The following is a 17,527-nucleotide window of genomic DNA, read 5'->3' on the forward strand; positions in this document are numbered from 1 at the left end:
CTTCGGTGGCGTTACAAACCTCGTCAGTCAGATTGGCTTTATCGAAGCGATACCAGCACTTCAGGGACACGTATCCCCTATGGTCTACATAATTCTCTGTGTACGCTTCACCTGTTTTGTTTGTAGTGGCATAGTTAATTTGGTCACTTAGTTAGAGGTGATATCATCACCTCATAAGTTAATAGGTGACATTATGACAAAACGTACAAGACGGCTGTTTAGTGCCGAATTCAAACTGGAAGCGGCACAGTTAGTGCTCGATCAAAACTACTCGGTGACTGAAGCGGCTCAAGCCATGAATGTAGGTAAATCTACGATGGATAAGTGGGTTCGCCAATTAAAACAAGAGCGCCAAGGGAAAGCACCTAAAGCGTCACCAATGACGCCTGAGCAAATTGAAATTCGTGAATTAAAAAAGAAGCTAGCTCGTCTTGAAGAGCATAATGAAATATTAAAAAAAGCCACGGCTCTCTTGATGTCGGACTCACTGAACAATTCTTGATGATCAAGAAACTCAAGCAGAGCCACAGCATAAAAACATTATGCGAAGTCTTCAATGTTCATCGAAGCAGTTATAACTATTGGCTGAAACGGCCAACAGAAATAAAGGCAGAAACAGTAAAACTTCGTAGTTTGATTAGCGAAGCTTATGCGGCAAGCAATGGTTCTGCGGGAGCAAGAACCATTGCCGATATTGTAACAAACCAAGGTATGAGTCTGAGTCGTTACCGAGCAACAAAGCTAATGAAAACGCTGGGATTAGTGAGTTGCCAAGTACCAAAACATCGTTACCGTAAAGCCTCACAAGAGCATATTGAAATCCCGAATCACTTAGATCGTCAGTTTGCTGTTACGGCACCAAATGAAGTCTGGGTGGGTGACGTGACCTATATTTGGACGGGAAATCGTTGGATGTATTTAGCGGTAGTCATCGACCTTTTTGCTCGAAAAGTGATGGGTTGGGCAATGTCAGTATCACCTGATACACGATTAACAGGAAAAGCGCTTTCGATGGCTTATGAGTCTCGTAGGAAGCCTAAAGGTGTCATGTTTCACAGTGATCAAGGCAGTCACTATACCAGCCGTAAATACCGTCAATTACTGTGGCGCTTTCAAATAAAACAGAGTTTATCTCGCCGAGGAAATTGTTGGGATAATGCGCCGATGGAGCGCTTCTTTAGAAGTTTGAAGACGGAATGGGTGCCCACTGTGGGTTATCGTAGCTTCGCTGAGGCTCAACAAGAGATCACCCGCTACATTATCGGATATTACTGCCAACTCAGGCCACATCAGTATAACGGTGGTCTAACTCCCAATGAATCAGAACGATTATATTGGGAAAACTCTAAAACCGTGACCAATTTTAGTTGACCACTACATACATTGCTTCATTCCATACCGTCAATTTTGCACTAGGAACATTACCTCCTGTTGTCCACTTATGAGCCTTACACTCGACAATAATCTTCTGTTCAGCACAACCAAAATCGAACGCATGTTCTTTCTTTAACTTTGATACTCCAACTTCAATTTTAAAATTGGGAGTAAGTTTTATGCCTTGATTCAGAAAAAATTTTGATGCAGCGGATTCAAATTCACTTCCGACATGAGCATTAGATTTTGAGCCAATTCTCTGAAAAGGTTTATTCATAATTTTCCCGTGCATTTAACGCCCACTTAAGCGGACAAAAATTGTTGGTTAAAATGTGAAGCGAAGCGGAACCTAACCAACTGTTTTTGTTCCGTTTGAAGTGCTTGTTATGTGCAATTAGAAGTGAACACATTATTTTTAATTAACGTATTTGAAAACTCAAAATTTAATTGCCCTGCATGTTTAAATCCTAAATGCTTATAGAACTGATTCGATTCGTTCTCAACCCATGTATAAAGCCAAAAATTATTACCATATCGTTGTCCTACTTCTGTGAGGAATTGGCGGCCTAAACCTTGCCCCTTAAAATTGCGGTGAACATACAATTTTTCAATTTCAAACCCATTGCTCTCTTCTTCAAATCGAGAGTCTAAATTAACTAGGACAAACCCTTGAAGTGTTCCTTCAATTTCACTTACCAACAAGCGATAGTTAGTTTTTTCCAATAGATTTATGAAATATTCCTCGGTGAAGGTGTCAATAACATACCGTGAATATTCTGTTCGAATACCCTCTACGGCATAAGTTTCAAGCCAGACTTGTAATCCCAAGACAGCTAAATTAATACAATCGTCTTTAAGCGCATCTCGAATCATCGGAACTCCTTTGCACATAACGCCCTGTTAAGGTGTGAGCAACGCAATACCGATGCGGCCGCAGACCACCTTAAACACTAAAATCAACGCATGGTAAAAATGCCACGCGTTGCGAATCACTCTTAAACAGATTGTTATGTTCATTCTTTCAACTAATACCCTAGCTGAATCTCTTTAAGATTATTTTGACTAAGCATTACATTAATTTTTTCGATCAACTTACGCCGTAAAATATTGTATTGCCCAGCCATTTCGTTCAGTTGATTAGGATTATTAGCTAGCTCTTTAACGTCTTTTTGATAGGTCTTATAAATTCCATCTACTTTCTTCTCAATATCACGAATAAACCGAAGGTACCTTTCATCACCGATCATGCTTGCAGGAATAGTTTGCGCAATAACAGATTTACTCCAGTTATCATGAAGGACTCCAATCTTGATCAGAGTCCTGGTTGCTACTATCGCTGATTCGAAATCACCGTAACTTCTTTCATGCATAAAGTTATCTGTGTAGGCTGGGCGATCAAATGCAAGTTTAATTGCCGAAAGGTGATTTTGCATTTCACTTTTACCAAAAGCTTCTCTGTAAGCTTCATAACTGGTTTCCATCACAGATTGAAAGCGGTTTATATCTTGATTTAACTCATCCCAAAACCAAAGCTGAACTTTGAATGGAATTTTTCCAGTCCCATTTATATTTATTACATAATCTTGCAACTGGGTATTGATGCGAGCAGTAGTCGCAATTATTAGCAAGTTAAGAGAAGGTTTGAATTTTTTAGCCTTTTCAACCTCTGCATCTATTGTAGACTTGGAAATACTCGGTTTCTTTGTCTCCTTGCACTGAATCCCAATGTTGTTATCCATCAAATCTTGGGCAAATACGTCAATACCCTTTTGATTTTGCCCTTGTCGACCATACTCTTGAACAGAACTCTCAACGTATTTAACCTTTGCTATGTCTACCACCAAGTTTTGGAAATCCTGCCAATTAGCAGGTGGGGGCATAAATATTTGTAATTGATTCATTTTCTTCCTCTATGAACATAACGCCAAAAGCAGCGGGCGCACGTTAGTGCGTCCGCCTGCCTTGCTTTGTTAGGCTTGTTTAGTTACAGAATGTAGAGTTTCCGACTTGGGTGCAGCTCGTTCCGTCTGAACCGAACGTGGTGTTTCCAACTCGGGTAGCGCTACTTCCATCTGAGTTAAAGAGCGTGTTACCTACTTGAGTAGATGAAGTTCCATCGGAGTGAAAAGTGCTATTTCCCACGCGAGTTGAGGTTGACCCATTTGACCCAAATCGGGTATTTCCAACGGTATTAGAACTGCTACCATCAGAGCCAAATGTAGTTCCGCCGACATTTGTATATGTAGTGCCTGGATTGCCATGAATATAATCTTGAGCAAGACACACCCCAGATACAATCATTAGCACTGATGCAATTATTGCTTTTTTCATCTTCTTCTCCTTGGTTGTGTCCTCATAAGCACTGGGTGCCAATGGAATTCGACGATTAATTGTGATTGAAGCCTAACGCCCATGTAACCGGCAGTTTTTTGTGTAGGGCTTTTGCGATAAAATGTAGCGTAGCGAAATGCGCAAAAGGCCGGAGCAAAAAACTGTCCGGTTGACATGTTTGTTAGGCTTTTTTTGCATTAAGAAACTCCATAGTAAAAACCACAATGGTATGCGCCGAATTCACTACTAAACGAGCCTCAGCAACGACAATTGTTGGTGGGTTCATTCCGCGACCGTGCGCAGAGCCGATGTGAGAACGAAATGCACCAACACCATCTATTATAGATGAGAGTCCCTTTAAAATTTTATGCTGGTCATCTGCTAGAACTGAGTTTGAATTAAGACCAAGATGCGACTGAACAACTGCCCACAAAAGCATAACATTTAATTTATTTGGCATTACCAAATTAAATGTTTCTATATAGAACTTTAAAGCTGACTCAATAATTGAACAAGCCGCAGTTACAGACGCATGCGGGTCTGAATCAATATTTTCAATTGCACGCTCAAACTCCTTTTCGATAGACGAGAAATCACCTGACTTAAGGTAGTCTTCAAGGGTTTTAGAAATTGGATTTGAGCCCGCAAGAGTAATATAGCCATTCGAACGATATGAAAGCTGATTTTTGGCTAGAGAATTTTTAATTCTTGCTTGGCCATCCTCAAGCTTGGAAGTAGTGCTAGCACCGAAAAGTGATGATGGAGGCTCTTTATCCATGTAGTCTTGAATGACTGCGCCTAATACTTCATAGGCATCAACCGTTGGGTCTTCGTTGCAACGCTTTAACCAATTACTACATTTCTTCTCACAGTTTCCCTCGGGCACATCACCTGGCGCACCTGACTCCATAAATAGGACATCTAGCGTTGAATGGCTATAGTAGTGCTCAGCAATAACCGAAGCTACTGCACCTATAACAGAATTTGGAATTTTATTGCTCAATCTGATTCTCCGTGAGCCTAACATTTTTATATGAAGCATGCTCAAATCCCCCCCCTTTTTGGGCAAAGTGAGCAAGCTGTTTTTACCTGACTATCATGCAGTTAAGTCTTGTTTGGCTAAATATGTTAGCGCGATAAGTGCGCATGCGCATTTTCTCTCTTTGCGTTGCGCAATATCTCTCCAGACAAAAACATAACACAATGATTTATATCATGTATTTATTATCGCATCACTGCAAAGTGCGCATTAACTATGACAAATATGCGCTAAAAATCACTTTAAAACAGATAATACTGTATATTTATACAGTTTTTAGTTAGTAACCATCACCCTGTCATAAATTGTGTCACCGCCATACCCATAATTCACTCCCATAGAACTGGTATATAGAAGGGGATGAGCGAATACACTTTTTATAAATTGGCTTTTATCGCTCGGATAATCTGTACTGATTTTACTGACATTGTAATGAAATTGAAGGAGTTTGGGGTGACTCATCAGTTCTGGAGCGTTTAGCAAACCACGCTACCGCCCTTGATATAATCTGCATGAGATACCAATTAAAGTTAAACATTGAAGGGGTGCAATTGAGCCTTTTGTAGCATAGCGGAGTTATTCATGACCAATCAATCGCCCAAAAGTATTAACTACTCCCCAGTCATGAAGGTAAAATGACGCACTAAGATCAAGTGTCGTTCTCCCCGTTTTAGCAGATTTCACAACGCTCTACTGCAGATATGCCTACATCTCAGTCATTCTTTCTATATATATGAAGAGTACTGTTCATGTGTATGATAACAACGGGCCTTGCAAAAGGCTTGAGGGCATACCTTGTTCATCACTGAACATCATCATTGGCACGTGACAAACCGGTTGCCAAACCAATCAGACAAGTTATCATTTTACGACACATGCTGGACCAAAAATGACACTGAAACGGATCGCCGATGCACTTGTTATGTAATGACATTTACACTAATGAAGGGCAGAATAAAAGCGTGAACGCCCGATCTATTTATATATAGGAGTTACAAATGAGCCAACGCATCATCGAGGTTGTTGATTATCGCCCTGAATGGATTGAGATGTTTAATCGTGAAGAGCAGCTGATCACGGCGCAGCTAGATGCTAGTAATATCGTGGCGATTCATCATATCGGGAGTACTTCGGTACCCCATTTATGTGCAAAGCCTATTATTGATATCTTGCTGGAGGTAGAGGACTTAAGCTTACTAGATAATCAGACCCTCCAAATGCAATCCATTGGTTATCTGGCCAAAGGGGAGTTCGGCATTGCCGGACGCCGGTATTTTCAAAAAGGTGGTGTTCAGCGAACGCATCAAGTTCACGCTTTTTTAAGCGGCTCTGAGGACATGTTTCGCCACTTAGCGTTTCGTGACTATCTTCGAGCTTTTCCACATATTGCGAAAGAATACGGCGAACTAAAGCAACAAGCAGCGGTCAATTGCCAAAACGACATCGAACGCTATTGTGATTATAAAAATGCCTTTGTAAAAAACCATGAAGCGCGAGCCATTGCTTGGCAGCGTAGCAAATAGCATCGGGAGGTTTAGAAAAATGGCTATCACTGGGCTTAATAATAGATAATGTATGGTGCTTGATTTGGGTTTAGCTCATCGCATTTATCGATATATAAACGCCCAAACTTAAGAAGTTACCTTGATTCTATGATGACTATCATAAGCCTCATCGCCGCTGATTTAACGCTCTATAATGGGTAAATAATACCGTAACCACTAAAATATGGCCAAGCTGCTGTTTATAAGCAATAGCACTGTCAATACAAGCTTACGGCATGCTCTGACGCGGTGTAGCTATTGGGTTTGATCTAGCCTATTTGCTAGTGGGGCAGCAACAATTTGCATAAAAATAGAAATAAATGATGAATTATCAGCCAACAGGGGTTATTTTATCGACATGTGGTATACAATTCAGCCAAACGATCTAATTTTGTAATTTTTTGCTGAAAAAGAGGTTGACGCTCGATACCCAGATAAGCATAATACGCGCCGCAGCAACGGAGAAGTCGCTGTTAATTGATGGCTATGTAGCTCAGCTGGTTAGAGCACAGCACTCATAATGCTGGGGTCGCAGGTTCAAGTCCCGCCATAGCCACCAACAAGTCTGAAAAGACACACAAACTGAAAACGCGGATGTGGCGGAATTGGTAGACGCGCTAGATTTAGGTTCTAGTATCTTAGGGTGTGAGAGTTCAAGTCTCTCCATCCGCACCATTTCAGTTATCTGCAGGGGTATAGCCAAGCGGTAAGGCAACGGGTTTTGATCTCGTCATGCGTTGGTTCGAATCCAGCTACCCCTGCCATTTTCTAACTTTGTTAGGATCTTATTTCTACAGGGGTATAGCCAAGCGGTAAGGCAACGGGTTTTGATCTCGTCATGCGTTGGTTCGAATCCAGCTACCCCTGCCAAATTCGGCTATGTAGCTCAGCTGGTTAGAGCACAGCACTCATAATGCTGGGGTCGCAGGTTCAAGTCCCGCCATAGCCACCAGCAAGTGCTTTAACCACTTGTTTAGTATAAAATTTTATAAATTGATTAGCTCATTTTTGATTCTCGTTTTATAATCCAGCTAATCAATGCTCGCTAAAGAGCACTCGTAGGGGTATAGCCAAGCGGTAAGGCAACGGATTCTGATTCCGTCATGCGCTGGTTCAAATCCAGCTACCCCTGCCACTATTTAGAAAAGCCTGTCTAACGACGGGCTTTTTTATTATCTGACGTTGTGCACCCTATCTTGATATCTCTCAGCACGCTTAATCGTCTTCTGCCAGTTATACTTCCCGGCAGACCCAACCCTTGACTAAAATGCTACCATCAACCAGCGCATCCACTAGCGTACAATAGATGGTAGCACCGCTATGTTTAAACACTGATTAAACACCGACCGCGTAACGCAAAGCCTGCTTTTTCAATGCGCCACTGTTTTGTGCAAGTTGTAACCCTAATTTACGCACTGCAGCAACCGCCGGATGTGGATGCGAAAAGCTCTTATAGAGCAAGTCCATGGTGCTCTGCATCATCAAATTGTCGGCTTTGCGGCAACGTTGATATTGACCACCCCAAACGGATACATTCTGTCCCTCATATTCATGAGCTAATTTAAGTAGCTGTGCCACATCTTTAAAACCGATGTTAACCCCCTGCCCAGCTAATGGATGAATGGTGTGAGCACTATCTCCCGCTAAAATAATCCGCCCTTGAATATAGCGCTGCGCATGGCGTCGCACCAATGGAAAACTGGCCCAATCAAGGAGTTCAAAATCACTTTCAAGTTTTGGGAAAGCCTTCTCAATCTGAGCTTTTAAGTTTGCCGCTGATAATTTTTGCAATTGCTTGATAGTGGCACTTTTATCATACCAAATCAGTGCACCATAGTTGTCATAAAGTGGCAATAGTGCCCTTGGCCCGCTGGGGTGAAACTCTTGCCAAGTGACGCTTGAAATGGGCGTGGTAAATTTGACATTCATACTCAAACAGCGCTGCCGATAGTCCCAACCACTAACCCCTATACCAGCTTGTTGGCGAACCCGTGAATTGGCGCCATCTGCGCCAACCACCAACTTGCCCATTAGTTGTTCTCCCCCCGATTGCACACTAACAAACTCAGAGTGACTTTGATCGAGCTGCCAATCTTGCCATGGAAAAATGGCAACCCCTAGCTGCTCGCAGCGCTGCCAAAGGGCCAGCTGCACCAGTCGATTTTCAATCATCCAGCCTAATTGCGGTTGGTTAATTTGCTCACAATCAAAGGTGAGTCGCTGAGTCATCCCCGACTCCCAAGTCTGTAACTCGGTATAAGGGGTCAGTCGCATCTGTTCAATCAAAGGCCACGCCCCTAATTGTTGCAATAATTTGCCACTGGCTAAACTAAAGGCCGATAAGCGCAAATCAGGATCAAGACTTGGGTCAAATGGCGCAGGGGAAACAGGGTCAATCATTGCCACGCGTTGTTGCTGCATCGCCAATCCACAGGCTGTGGCGGCACCAACCATGCCACCGCCAATCACTATGGCATCAAATTTTTTCATGGGAGTATCATGTCTGATGGTTTATAGCGCTAGTGTACTACGCGTAGCGACATGCCCCCAAATTTATCCCTAATTTGTCACACTCATCATCCATCAGCACTGCTATTTACGTTATACTCGCTTGCCAAGATGTGACGATGACTCAAACTAAAATCGAGAGCACACCAGCAACGCTCGTAATTTGCGCCGCGATTGATTGGGTAATCTCACTAAGTTGGCGTAAAAATAGTCAATCTTCATCTCACAGCCCCTAGCCAGTCGGGCTTGAAAAAAGTAAAATACGCCTCCATTTTCGACCAAATAACTAATTGAGTGAAAGCATGGCCAAAAAACTGCATATCAAAACCTGGGGCTGTCAAATGAACGAGTATGATTCGTCCAAAATGGCAGAACTGCTGGATGCAACTCACGGCTATGAGCTCACAGAAGATCCCGCGCAAGCGGATGTGCTGTTGCTCAACACCTGTTCCATCCGCGAAAAAGCTCAAGAAAAAGTATTCCATCAATTGGGACGTTGGAAAAATCTCAAAGATAAGAAACCAAATCTGGTGATTGGTGTCGGTGGTTGTGTAGCCTCGCAAGAAGGCAGTGCCATCCGCCAACGTGCGCCTTTTGTCGATATGGTCTTTGGACCGCAGACATTGCATCGTTTACCTGAGATGATCAAAAAAGTCCAAGAGGAACATGGCTCGGTGGTGGATATCAGTTTCCCTGAAATTGAAAAATTTGACCGGCTGCCTGAACCGCGCGCCGAAGGGCCCACTGCCTTTGTCTCGGTGATGGAGGGCTGCAATAAGTACTGTTCATTTTGCGTTGTGCCTTATACCCGTGGTGAAGAGATCAGCCGACCACTCGATGATGTTTTGTATGAGATCGCGTCACTGGCAGAACAAGGCGTACGTGAAGTGAATTTGCTAGGACAAAACGTGAATGCCTATCGCGGTAGCACCTTTGATGGCAACATTTGTAGTTTTGCTGAGTTATTACGTTTTGTCGCCAGTATTGATGGCATTGATCGCATTCGCTTTACCACCAGCCACCCGATTGAGTTCACCGATGATATTGTTGCCGTTTATGAAGATACCCCGGAACTGGTGAGCTTTTTACATCTACCCGTGCAAAGCGGTTCAGATCGGATTTTAACCTTGATGAAGCGGCCCCATACCGCCTTGGAATATAAATCCATTATTCGTAAGCTACGTAAAGCGCGCCCAGACATTGGCATTAGTTCCGATTTTATTATTGGATTTCCCGGTGAATCAGATGCTGATTTTGCTGACACGATGAAGCTGATTGAGCAGGTTAATTTTGATATGAGCTATAGCTTTATCTATAGCCCTCGTCCGGGGACGCCAGCAGCCGATCTGCCAGATGATGTCACAGAAGATGCGAAAAAACAGCGCCTATATATTTTACAAGATCGCATTAATCAAAACGCAATGCGCTTTAGCCGACAGATGCTCGGTACAGAACAACGTATTCTCGTAGAAGGGCCTTCGAAAAAAGACCTTATGGAACTACGAGGTCGCACTGAAAATAACCGTGTTGTAAACTTCGTAGGGACGCCTGATTTAATTGGCCAATTTGTCGATGTCGAAATTACCGAGGTGTTTACTAATTCATTGCGAGGACGCGTTATTCGTAGTGAGGCAGAGATGGATTTACGAGTTCATACCGCACCCACCACGATCACCAGCAAAAATGCCAACGCCCAAACTGATGAATTAGGTGTAACAACATATACCCCATAATCGCGATGCAGGTGCCATCAGAAGATGGCACCCATTAAGCCAAGGAGCAATAGCCACAACGGCTTTGAGAGAATTTGACAAAACATTTAAAAACACTAGAGTTTGATCTAGAACCAGCCGACAGCAAACGATGCGCCAGCTTATTTGGCCCATTTGATGACAATTTACGCCAATTAGAACGTCGTCTTGGATTGGAAATCACCTATCACAACCAACATATGACGGTGGTGGGTCAACCTCTCCAAGCCGATGCTGGCCAAACGATTCTCAAACAACTCTACGTCGACACGCAAGCGCTGAAAGGCCGAGGTGTGAAGCACATTGATCCAGAACAAATCCATCTGGCTATTAAAGAAAGTGGTGTGTTAGAGCAGCCGCAAGAGACCCGTTATCACGATAAACAAACCACGATTAAAACCAAACGGGGCATCATTAAACCGCGCACCCCCAATCAAGCCGACTATATTGGCCGAATTCTCAACCATGACATTACATTTGGCATTGGCCCAGCAGGGACAGGTAAAACTTATTTAGCGGTGGCATGTGCTGTTGATGCGCTCGAGCGTCAAGAAGTGCGTCGTATTTTGCTCACCCGTCCAGCTGTAGAAGCGGGCGAAAAGTTAGGATTTTTACCCGGTGATTTAAGCCAAAAAGTCGATCCTTATTTACGGCCGCTTTATGATGCCTTATTTGAGATGTTAGGCTTTGAACAAGTCGAAAAAATGATCGAGCGCAGTGTGATTGAAATTGCACCATTAGCGTATATGCGTGGGCGCACGCTCAATGACGCCTTCATCATTCTCGATGAAAGCCAAAACACCACGACCGAACAGATGAAGATGTTCCTCACACGCATTGGTTTTAACTCCAAAGCCGTGATCACGGGTGATATCACTCAAATTGACTTGCCACGCCATCAAAACTCGGGGTTGCGTCACGCCATTCAAGTGTTAAGCGATGTCAGCACATTGAGTTTTCACTTTTTTAAAACCGCTGATGTGGTACGCCACCCGGTCGTTGCGCAGATCGTTGAAGCCTATGATGCTTTTGATGCAGCTGAGCGACGCAAACAACAGAGTAATCCATCATGAATGCAGTGATTGACCGACAAATAGCTTGTCAAGACCAAGGCTATTTACCCTCTGAAGCAGAGCTCACCCAATGGGCAAGTGCGGCACTGGCAGCCTGCGACCAACAAGGCGAATTGACCGTCCGCATTGTTGATATTGAAGAGAGCCAGCGTTTAAATAGTCAATACCGCGGTAAAGATAAACCAACTAATGTTTTGTCATTTCCATTCACGGCCCCCCCAGGATTTGACTACGATCTACTGGGTGACTTGGTGATTTGTCAACACATTGTCGAAACTGAAGCTTGTGAGCAAAACAAACTTTTGGCTCATCACTGGGCACATATGGTTGTACACGGCTGTTTGCATCTGCTAGGTTATGATCATATTGATGATAAAGAAGCCGAAGAAATGGAAGCTTTAGAGATCGATATTTTAACAACCCTTGAAATTGCAAATCCTTATTTAGATTTGCCTGTTACGGAATTATAACCGCCCATGAGCGACGAGAATCCTCCCTCTGGAAGCGGCTCTACTAAATCATGGCTCGACAAAGTCGGCCAATGGTTACAAAGTGAGCCACAAAATAGACAGCAATTAGTCGATGTTATTCAAGACGCTAATGAACGCGAGCTCATCGACCAAAATACCAAAGAGATGCTCGAAGGTGTTTTAGAAATCTCTGATCTGCGTGTTCGGGATATTATGATCCCCCGCTCACAGATGATCACCATTGACATCCACGACAAGGTTGAGCAGTTTTTACCGATCATTATCCATGCAGGGCATTCACGTTTTCCTGTGATTAATGAAGATAAAGATCACGTCGAAGGGATCCTCCTCGCCAAAGATCTATTGCTGTATGGATTTGACCACCATGATCAGGATCTAGAACTATCAAGTATCATGCGCCCTGCGGTTGTTGTTCCTGAAAGCAAACGCATCGATAAGCTGCTCAAAGAGTTTCGCTCAGAGCGCTACCATATGGCGATGGTGGTTGACGAATTTGGCGGTGTCTCAGGACTTGTCACTATTGAGGATATTCTAGAGCTGATTGTCGGCGACATTGAAGATGAGTTTGTCAAAGCCAAAGAGATGCGTCAAACCATTCGACGCGTCAACAGCACCACATTTGCCGTTAGCGCACTGACCGATATTGATGATTTTAATGATGCTTTTCGCTGTGAACTCGCCGATGAAGAGGTCGATACAATTGGCGGAATTGTGACTCATGCCTTTGGTCATCTTCCTGCAAGAGGCGAAAAAATTACGATTGGTGGTTTTCAGTTTAAAGTAAGCAGTGCTGATCGTCGCCGCGTCATTCAACTGCAGGTAACCATCCCTGATAAAACAGCTCTAAATTCTAGAGACAACTAACGCACGCACCACGATAGCTGCGATTTTATCAACTCATCGCAGCTTGGGTGTATGCACGTCTAAGTTAGGCATTTCAAAGTACTTATCGTATGATATACCCCCTTAGTTGAGCGACATGAACACGCTATTGTGCGTTCCATGCTACGGAGCAAATCCACTCTTTTAAGAGTCTCACGATTATTTATCAATTACTGCCTAACATAAGGACCGCTTTTGTGCTGAAAACGCCCCTAGCCTGCTTATTAGCCATTGCACTGGGTTTAATTGCCCCGTTTGCTTTTGCACCCTATCAGTTGTGGCCATTGATGATCGTCGCTTTTGTCGGGCTATTAGCCTTGCTCAAACGCAGCGATGCACCATTTCGGGTTGGTTTTTGCTTTGCCTTAAGTTTTTACAGCTCTGGGTTACGCTGGATACATGTCAGTATTTACCAGTTTGGCGGTATTCCCTTACTTCCCAGTTACTTGCTTGTCGTTCTGTTGGCAGCCTATTTAGCACTGTATCCGGCACTTGCCTGCTGGATGGCCCATAAATGGCCTAAACAGGCCAATAAAGGATTCCTTTACTTGGGTTTTCCTGCCAGTTGGTTACTCGGTGAGTGGCTGCGCGCCCACATTCTGACCGGTTTTCCATGGCTGATGCCAGGTTACAGCCAAGTGGGTGCGCCGCTGGCTAATTATGCCAGTCTGATTGGGGTCTATGGCGTCACTCTACTGATACTTTGGTGCGCCGCTGCTTGTTATCAGTTGCTAAGCTGGCGCAAGGGGCAATCGCTTCAACAAGCATTCATCCCAATTCTGGTGCTGACGGTGCTATTTGGCCTGCAGATCCCGCTCGCACGCCACCAATTCACCCAGCCTCATGCACCGATAAGTGTCGCGTTAGTACAAGGCAATGAAGCAATTAGCACCAAGTGGGCGGCGAATAACCGAATGCCAACACTCAATCGCTACTGGCGATTAACCCAAGCCCATCCTAAAGCGGATGTGGTGGTCTGGCCTGAATCCGCCTTACCCTTTACCGAGTATCAAGCCCAAGAGTATTTAAAATATATCGATGCGCAAACCAGCAAGCGTCAACAAACCTTGATCACTGGGATTATTCATCAAGATAGAAACAGTCAAGACTACTACAATGCGCTGCTCGTACTCGGTCAGAAAAGCCGCAAAAATCAACCTAACAAAGCATATAGCTACGGGGACGCCGATCGATATTATAAGCGTCATTTAGTCCCTATCGGTGAATATGTACCGTTTGAGTCGTGGCTTCGCCCCCTCGCGCAGCTGTTTAATCTTCCAATGTCATCGCTATCATCGGGATCCGCTCATCAGCGTGACATCCGCGTCCAAGGCCACCACTGGCTCAGTGCTATTTGCTATGAAATCGTCTTTGGTACAGAGCTGCGCGCAATGATTACGCCAAATACAGATACTATCTTAACCATTAGTGACGACACTTGGTTTGGCCGCTCAATTGGCCCGATGCAACACTTGCAAATTGCCCAAATGCGCGCTTTAGAACTGCAACGCCCAGTGGTGCGCGATACCAATACGGGCATGACGGCGCTGATTAATGTGCATGGGCAAATCACCGAGCAGTTACCGTCATTTACCACAGCGGTACTTACAGGGTCTATCACTCCGGCTACAGGCTACACACCCTATCAGCGCTGGGGATTACTGCCATTATATTTATTTGTCGCAGCGGCATGGCTCGGCTATCTATGGCAACGTAAATATCAATAAAGCATAATGGTAACCTAGAGGATACTGCGGCTTGCTGTTGCATCGGGCACGGATGGGAGCAAAGGGATTGAGGAATATTTAGCCTAAACAATCGCTTTTATTCCGTCCATCCGCCATCCGCCTATTGTTGTATCGCAGCGGAGCCAGTATCCTATAGGCATTAACGTCAGATTCGTCTAGAACAATCTAATTTTCCGGAAATGATCACCCATGCAAGAGCAATATAATCCGCACAATATCGAACCCCAAGTCCAGCAAAAATGGGAAGCTGACCAGACCTTTAAAGTCACTGAACAACCAGGTAAAGAGAAGTTTTACTGCCTGTGTATGTTCCCCTACCCAAGCGGGCGACTTCATATGGGTCATGTGCGTAACTATACCCTCGGTGATGTCATTTCTCGTTATCAACGTATGCAAGGCAAAAATGTCTTACAACCGATGGGTTGGGATGCCTTTGGTCTACCTGCTGAAAACGCGGCGATTAAAAACAATACCGCACCGGCGAAATGGACCTACGAAAATATCGCTTATATGAAAAAACAGCTCAAGCAGCTGGGATTTGGCTACGATTGGAGCCGCGAGTTAGCAACTTGTCGTCCTGAATATTATCGCTGGGAACAATGGTTCTTCACCAAGTTATATGAAAAAGGGTTGGTCTATAAGAAAATGGCCACCGTTAACTGGGACCCAGTTGACCAAACCGTATTAGCCAATGAACAAGTCGTCGACGGTCGCGGTTGGCGCTCTGGTGCATTGGTGGAACAAAAAGAGATCCCACAGTGGTTTATCAAAATCACCGCTTATGCTGAAGAGCTGCTCACCGACTTAGATCAAATGGATGAGTGGCCAGAGCAAGTAAAAACCATGCAGCGTAACTGGATTGGCCGCTCTGAAGGGGTTGAAGCCACCTTTACGGTTGCAGAGCATGATACACCGCTAACCATCTATACGACCCGTCCTGATACTATTTATGGGGTCTCTTACGTCGCTGTTGCCGCTCAGCACCCATTAGCACTGCAAGCGGCAAGCCATAATCCCAAGATTAGTGAGTTTATTGAGCAATGTAAAAACACCAAAGTTGCTGAAGCCGACATGGCAACTATGGAAAAACTAGGGATGGACACTGGGTTTAAAGCGGTTCATCCACTCACCGCTCACGAAGTCCCCATTTGGATTGCTAACTTTGTGCTGATGGATTACGGCTCAGGTGCGGTGATGGCGGTTCCAGCTCATGATGAGCGCGATTTTGAATTTGCTAAAAAATATGATATCCCAATTACCCCAGTCATCTTAGATGAAAATGGTCAACCTGCCGATGTATCAACGCAGGCTTATACCGAAAAAGGCACCTTATTTAATTCAGCACAATTTGATGGGCTAGACTTTAGCCACGCTTTTGATGCCATCGCAGCTGAACTTATCGCGCAAGGTAAAGGCGAGAAAAAAGTGAACTATCGCCTGCGCGATTGGGGCGTTTCACGTCAGCGTTATTGGGGTAGCCCCATTCCAATGTTAAATCTGGAAAACGGTGATGTGGTTCCTGTTCCTGAAGATCAGCTGCCCGTACGTTTGCCAGAAGATGTTGAAATGAATGGCGTGGTGTCGCCGCTTAAATCTGACTCAACCTGGTCTGAAACGACCTATAATGGTCAAAAAGCGTTCCATGAAACCGATACCTTCGATACGTTCATGGAATCAAGCTGGTATTACGCGAAGTTCTGTTCAACTTCTGATGAAGTGATGCTTGATCCTGAAGCGGCCAATTACTGGCTGCCCGTAGATCAATATATCGGCGGCATTGAACACGCTATTTTGCATTTGTTATACGCTCGTTTCTTCCATAAATTGCTGCGCGATACTGGCCTTGTTAACTCAGATGAGCCCTTTAAACGGTTGCTCACACAAGGTATGGTGCTCGCGGATGCATTCTACTATGAAGATGAAAAGGGTGGTAAAAACTGGGTCTCACCACTGGATGCGCAAGTTACCCGTGATGAAAAAGGCCGCATCATTACCGCCAAGCAAATCAGCGTAGAACGCCCGCTACATTATGCGGGCATGAGCAAAATGTCGAAGTCAAAAAACAATGGGATTGACCCACAAGTGATGGTTGAACGCTATGGGGCAGATACGGTTCGATTGTTTATGATGTTTGCCGCACCGGCTGAACAAACACTTGAATGGCAAGACTCAGCCGTTGAAGGCGCACATCGCTTTTTACGACGGATCTGGCGTCAATGTTTTGAGCTTATAGCTGCCGGAACTAGCAGCGATTATGACGTGTCAAAATTGACAGCGGACCAACAAGAGCTACGCCGTGAGTTACATAAAACCATCGTCAAAGTCAACGATGATATTGGTCGTCGTCAGACCTTTAATACGGCTATTGCAGCGATTATGGAGTTGATGAATCGAATCAACAAACAAGACTTTAGCGATGCGACAAACCGCGCCATTGGCTATGAAGCCATGCAAGCGGTGGTGTTGATGCTTTCACCTATCACACCCCATATTTGTCACAACTTATGGCGTGAGTTTGGTCATCAAACCCCAATCGAAACAGCCGCTTGGCCTGTTGCAGATGAGGATGCCTTGGTTGAACAAAGTAAGCTGATTGTGGTGCAAGTAAACGGCAAACTGCGAGCTAAATTTACAGTCGCTGCAAACGCCGATCAACAAAGCGTTCAAGCCCAAGCATTAGCCGATGAAAATGTCAGCCGGTTTACCGAGGGCAAAACGATTCGTAAAGTGATCTTTGTACCTGGTAAGCTATTGAATATTGTCGCAAATTAATCGAGAGTCGAGTG

Annotated in this window: 13 protein-coding genes and 6 tRNA genes; 14 read left to right on the top strand and 5 right to left on the bottom strand. The window is 44.4% G+C overall.

Annotated elements, in window-relative coordinates; genetic code table 11:
• The first annotated feature begins 193 nt into the window (after positions 1 to 193).
• A protein-coding gene (locus ABUE30_RS14735) for an IS3 family transposase (protein WP_408624601.1) occupies positions 194 to 1,371 on the top strand; the annotation gives its coding sequence in 2 pieces (ribosomal slippage) (positions 194 to 452 and positions 452 to 1,371; 1,179 coding nt in all).
• On the opposite strand, the gene ABUE30_RS14740 is transcribed toward ABUE30_RS14735, so the two are convergent.
• From ABUE30_RS14740 to ABUE30_RS14755, 4 genes are all read right to left on the bottom strand, one after another.
• Positions 1,364 to 1,651: a hypothetical protein gene (locus ABUE30_RS14740; RefSeq protein WP_408624602.1), complete on the bottom strand. Its 288-nt coding sequence runs from the start codon at positions 1,649 to 1,651 to the stop codon at positions 1,364 to 1,366. The genes ABUE30_RS14735 and ABUE30_RS14740 overlap by 8 nt on opposite strands.
• Positions 1,652 to 1,758: 107 nt before the next feature.
• Positions 1,759 to 2,247, bottom strand: coding sequence for a GNAT family N-acetyltransferase (locus ABUE30_RS14745; RefSeq protein ID WP_169328562.1), 489 nt, complete (start codon positions 2,245 to 2,247; stop codon positions 1,759 to 1,761).
• A 152-nt stretch (positions 2,248 to 2,399) separates the two neighbouring features.
• Positions 2,400 to 3,275 carry a restriction endonuclease gene (locus ABUE30_RS14750; RefSeq protein WP_408624603.1) on the bottom strand — a complete coding sequence of 292 codons (876 nt, stop codon included), beginning with the start codon at positions 3,273 to 3,275 and terminating at the stop codon, positions 2,400 to 2,402.
• A gap of 611 nt (positions 3,276 to 3,886) precedes the next feature.
• Positions 3,887 to 4,708: an abortive infection family protein gene (locus ABUE30_RS14755; RefSeq protein WP_408624604.1), complete on the bottom strand. Its 822-nt coding sequence runs from the start codon at positions 4,706 to 4,708 to the stop codon at positions 3,887 to 3,889.
• 1,034 nt (positions 4,709 to 5,742) lie between these two features.
• Here ABUE30_RS14755 and ABUE30_RS14760 point away from each other — a divergent pair.
• The 7 genes from ABUE30_RS14760 (at position 5,743) to ABUE30_RS14790 (ending at position 7,423) form a co-directional block, all read left to right on the top strand.
• Entirely contained in the window at positions 5,743 to 6,267 is a 525-nt protein-coding gene (locus ABUE30_RS14760) for a GrpB family protein (RefSeq protein ID WP_408624605.1), read from the top strand.
• Between the two features lie 503 nt (positions 6,268 to 6,770).
• Positions 6,771 to 6,847: transfer RNA gene (locus ABUE30_RS14765), tRNA-Met, on the top strand.
• Positions 6,848 to 6,878: 31 nt separating this feature from the next.
• Positions 6,879 to 6,963: transfer RNA gene (locus ABUE30_RS14770), tRNA-Leu, on the top strand.
• Positions 6,964 to 6,977: 14 nt separating this feature from the next.
• Positions 6,978 to 7,052: transfer RNA gene (locus ABUE30_RS14775), tRNA-Gln, on the top strand.
• Between the two features lie 31 nt (positions 7,053 to 7,083).
• A tRNA-Gln gene (locus ABUE30_RS14780) sits at positions 7,084 to 7,158 on the top strand.
• A 5-nt stretch (positions 7,159 to 7,163) separates the two neighbouring features.
• Positions 7,164 to 7,240, top strand: a tRNA-Met gene (locus tag ABUE30_RS14785).
• Positions 7,241 to 7,348: 108 nt separating this feature from the next.
• Positions 7,349 to 7,423, top strand: a tRNA-Gln gene (locus ABUE30_RS14790).
• A 200-nt stretch (positions 7,424 to 7,623) separates the two neighbouring features.
• Here the strand turns inward: ABUE30_RS14790 and ABUE30_RS14795 are convergent.
• Entirely contained in the window at positions 7,624 to 8,778 is a 1,155-nt protein-coding gene (locus ABUE30_RS14795) for an FAD-dependent monooxygenase (protein ID WP_408624606.1), read from the bottom strand.
• 320 nt (positions 8,779 to 9,098) lie between these two features.
• On the opposite strand from ABUE30_RS14795, the gene miaB reads away from it, so the two are divergent.
• From miaB to leuS, 6 genes are all read left to right on the top strand, one after another.
• On the top strand, positions 9,099 to 10,529 hold the full coding sequence (miaB, locus tag ABUE30_RS14800; RefSeq protein WP_408624607.1) for a tRNA (N6-isopentenyl adenosine(37)-C2)-methylthiotransferase MiaB: 1,431 nt from the start codon (positions 9,099 to 9,101) through the stop codon (positions 10,527 to 10,529).
• Positions 10,530 to 10,603: 74 nt separating this feature from the next.
• Positions 10,604 to 11,620, top strand: a complete 1,017-nt coding sequence (locus ABUE30_RS14805) for a PhoH family protein (RefSeq protein WP_408624608.1) — start codon at positions 10,604 to 10,606, stop codon at positions 11,618 to 11,620.
• Positions 11,617 to 12,090: an rRNA maturation RNase YbeY gene (gene ybeY, locus ABUE30_RS14810; protein WP_408624609.1), complete on the top strand. Its 474-nt coding sequence runs from the start codon at positions 11,617 to 11,619 to the stop codon at positions 12,088 to 12,090. Before ABUE30_RS14805 ends, ybeY begins: the two co-directional genes overlap by 4 nt.
• Before the next feature lie 6 nt (positions 12,091 to 12,096).
• Entirely contained in the window at positions 12,097 to 12,975 is an 879-nt protein-coding gene (locus tag ABUE30_RS14815; RefSeq protein ID WP_408624610.1) for an HlyC/CorC family transporter, read from the top strand.
• Positions 12,976 to 13,190: 215 nt separating this feature from the next.
• Complete coding sequence (gene lnt / locus ABUE30_RS14820; protein WP_408624611.1) at positions 13,191 to 14,720, top strand: apolipoprotein N-acyltransferase; 1,530 nt, start codon at positions 13,191 to 13,193, stop codon at positions 14,718 to 14,720.
• A 210-nt stretch (positions 14,721 to 14,930) separates the two neighbouring features.
• Positions 14,931 to 17,513 carry a leucine--tRNA ligase gene (gene leuS, locus ABUE30_RS14825; protein WP_408624612.1) on the top strand — a complete coding sequence of 861 codons (2,583 nt, stop codon included), beginning with the start codon at positions 14,931 to 14,933 and terminating at the stop codon, positions 17,511 to 17,513.
• The last annotated feature ends 14 nt before the right edge of the window (positions 17,514 to 17,527 follow it).

The organism is Celerinatantimonas yamalensis (assembly GCF_046054155.1).
Lineage (GTDB): Bacteria > Pseudomonadota > Gammaproteobacteria > Enterobacterales > Celerinatantimonadaceae > Celerinatantimonas > Celerinatantimonas yamalensis.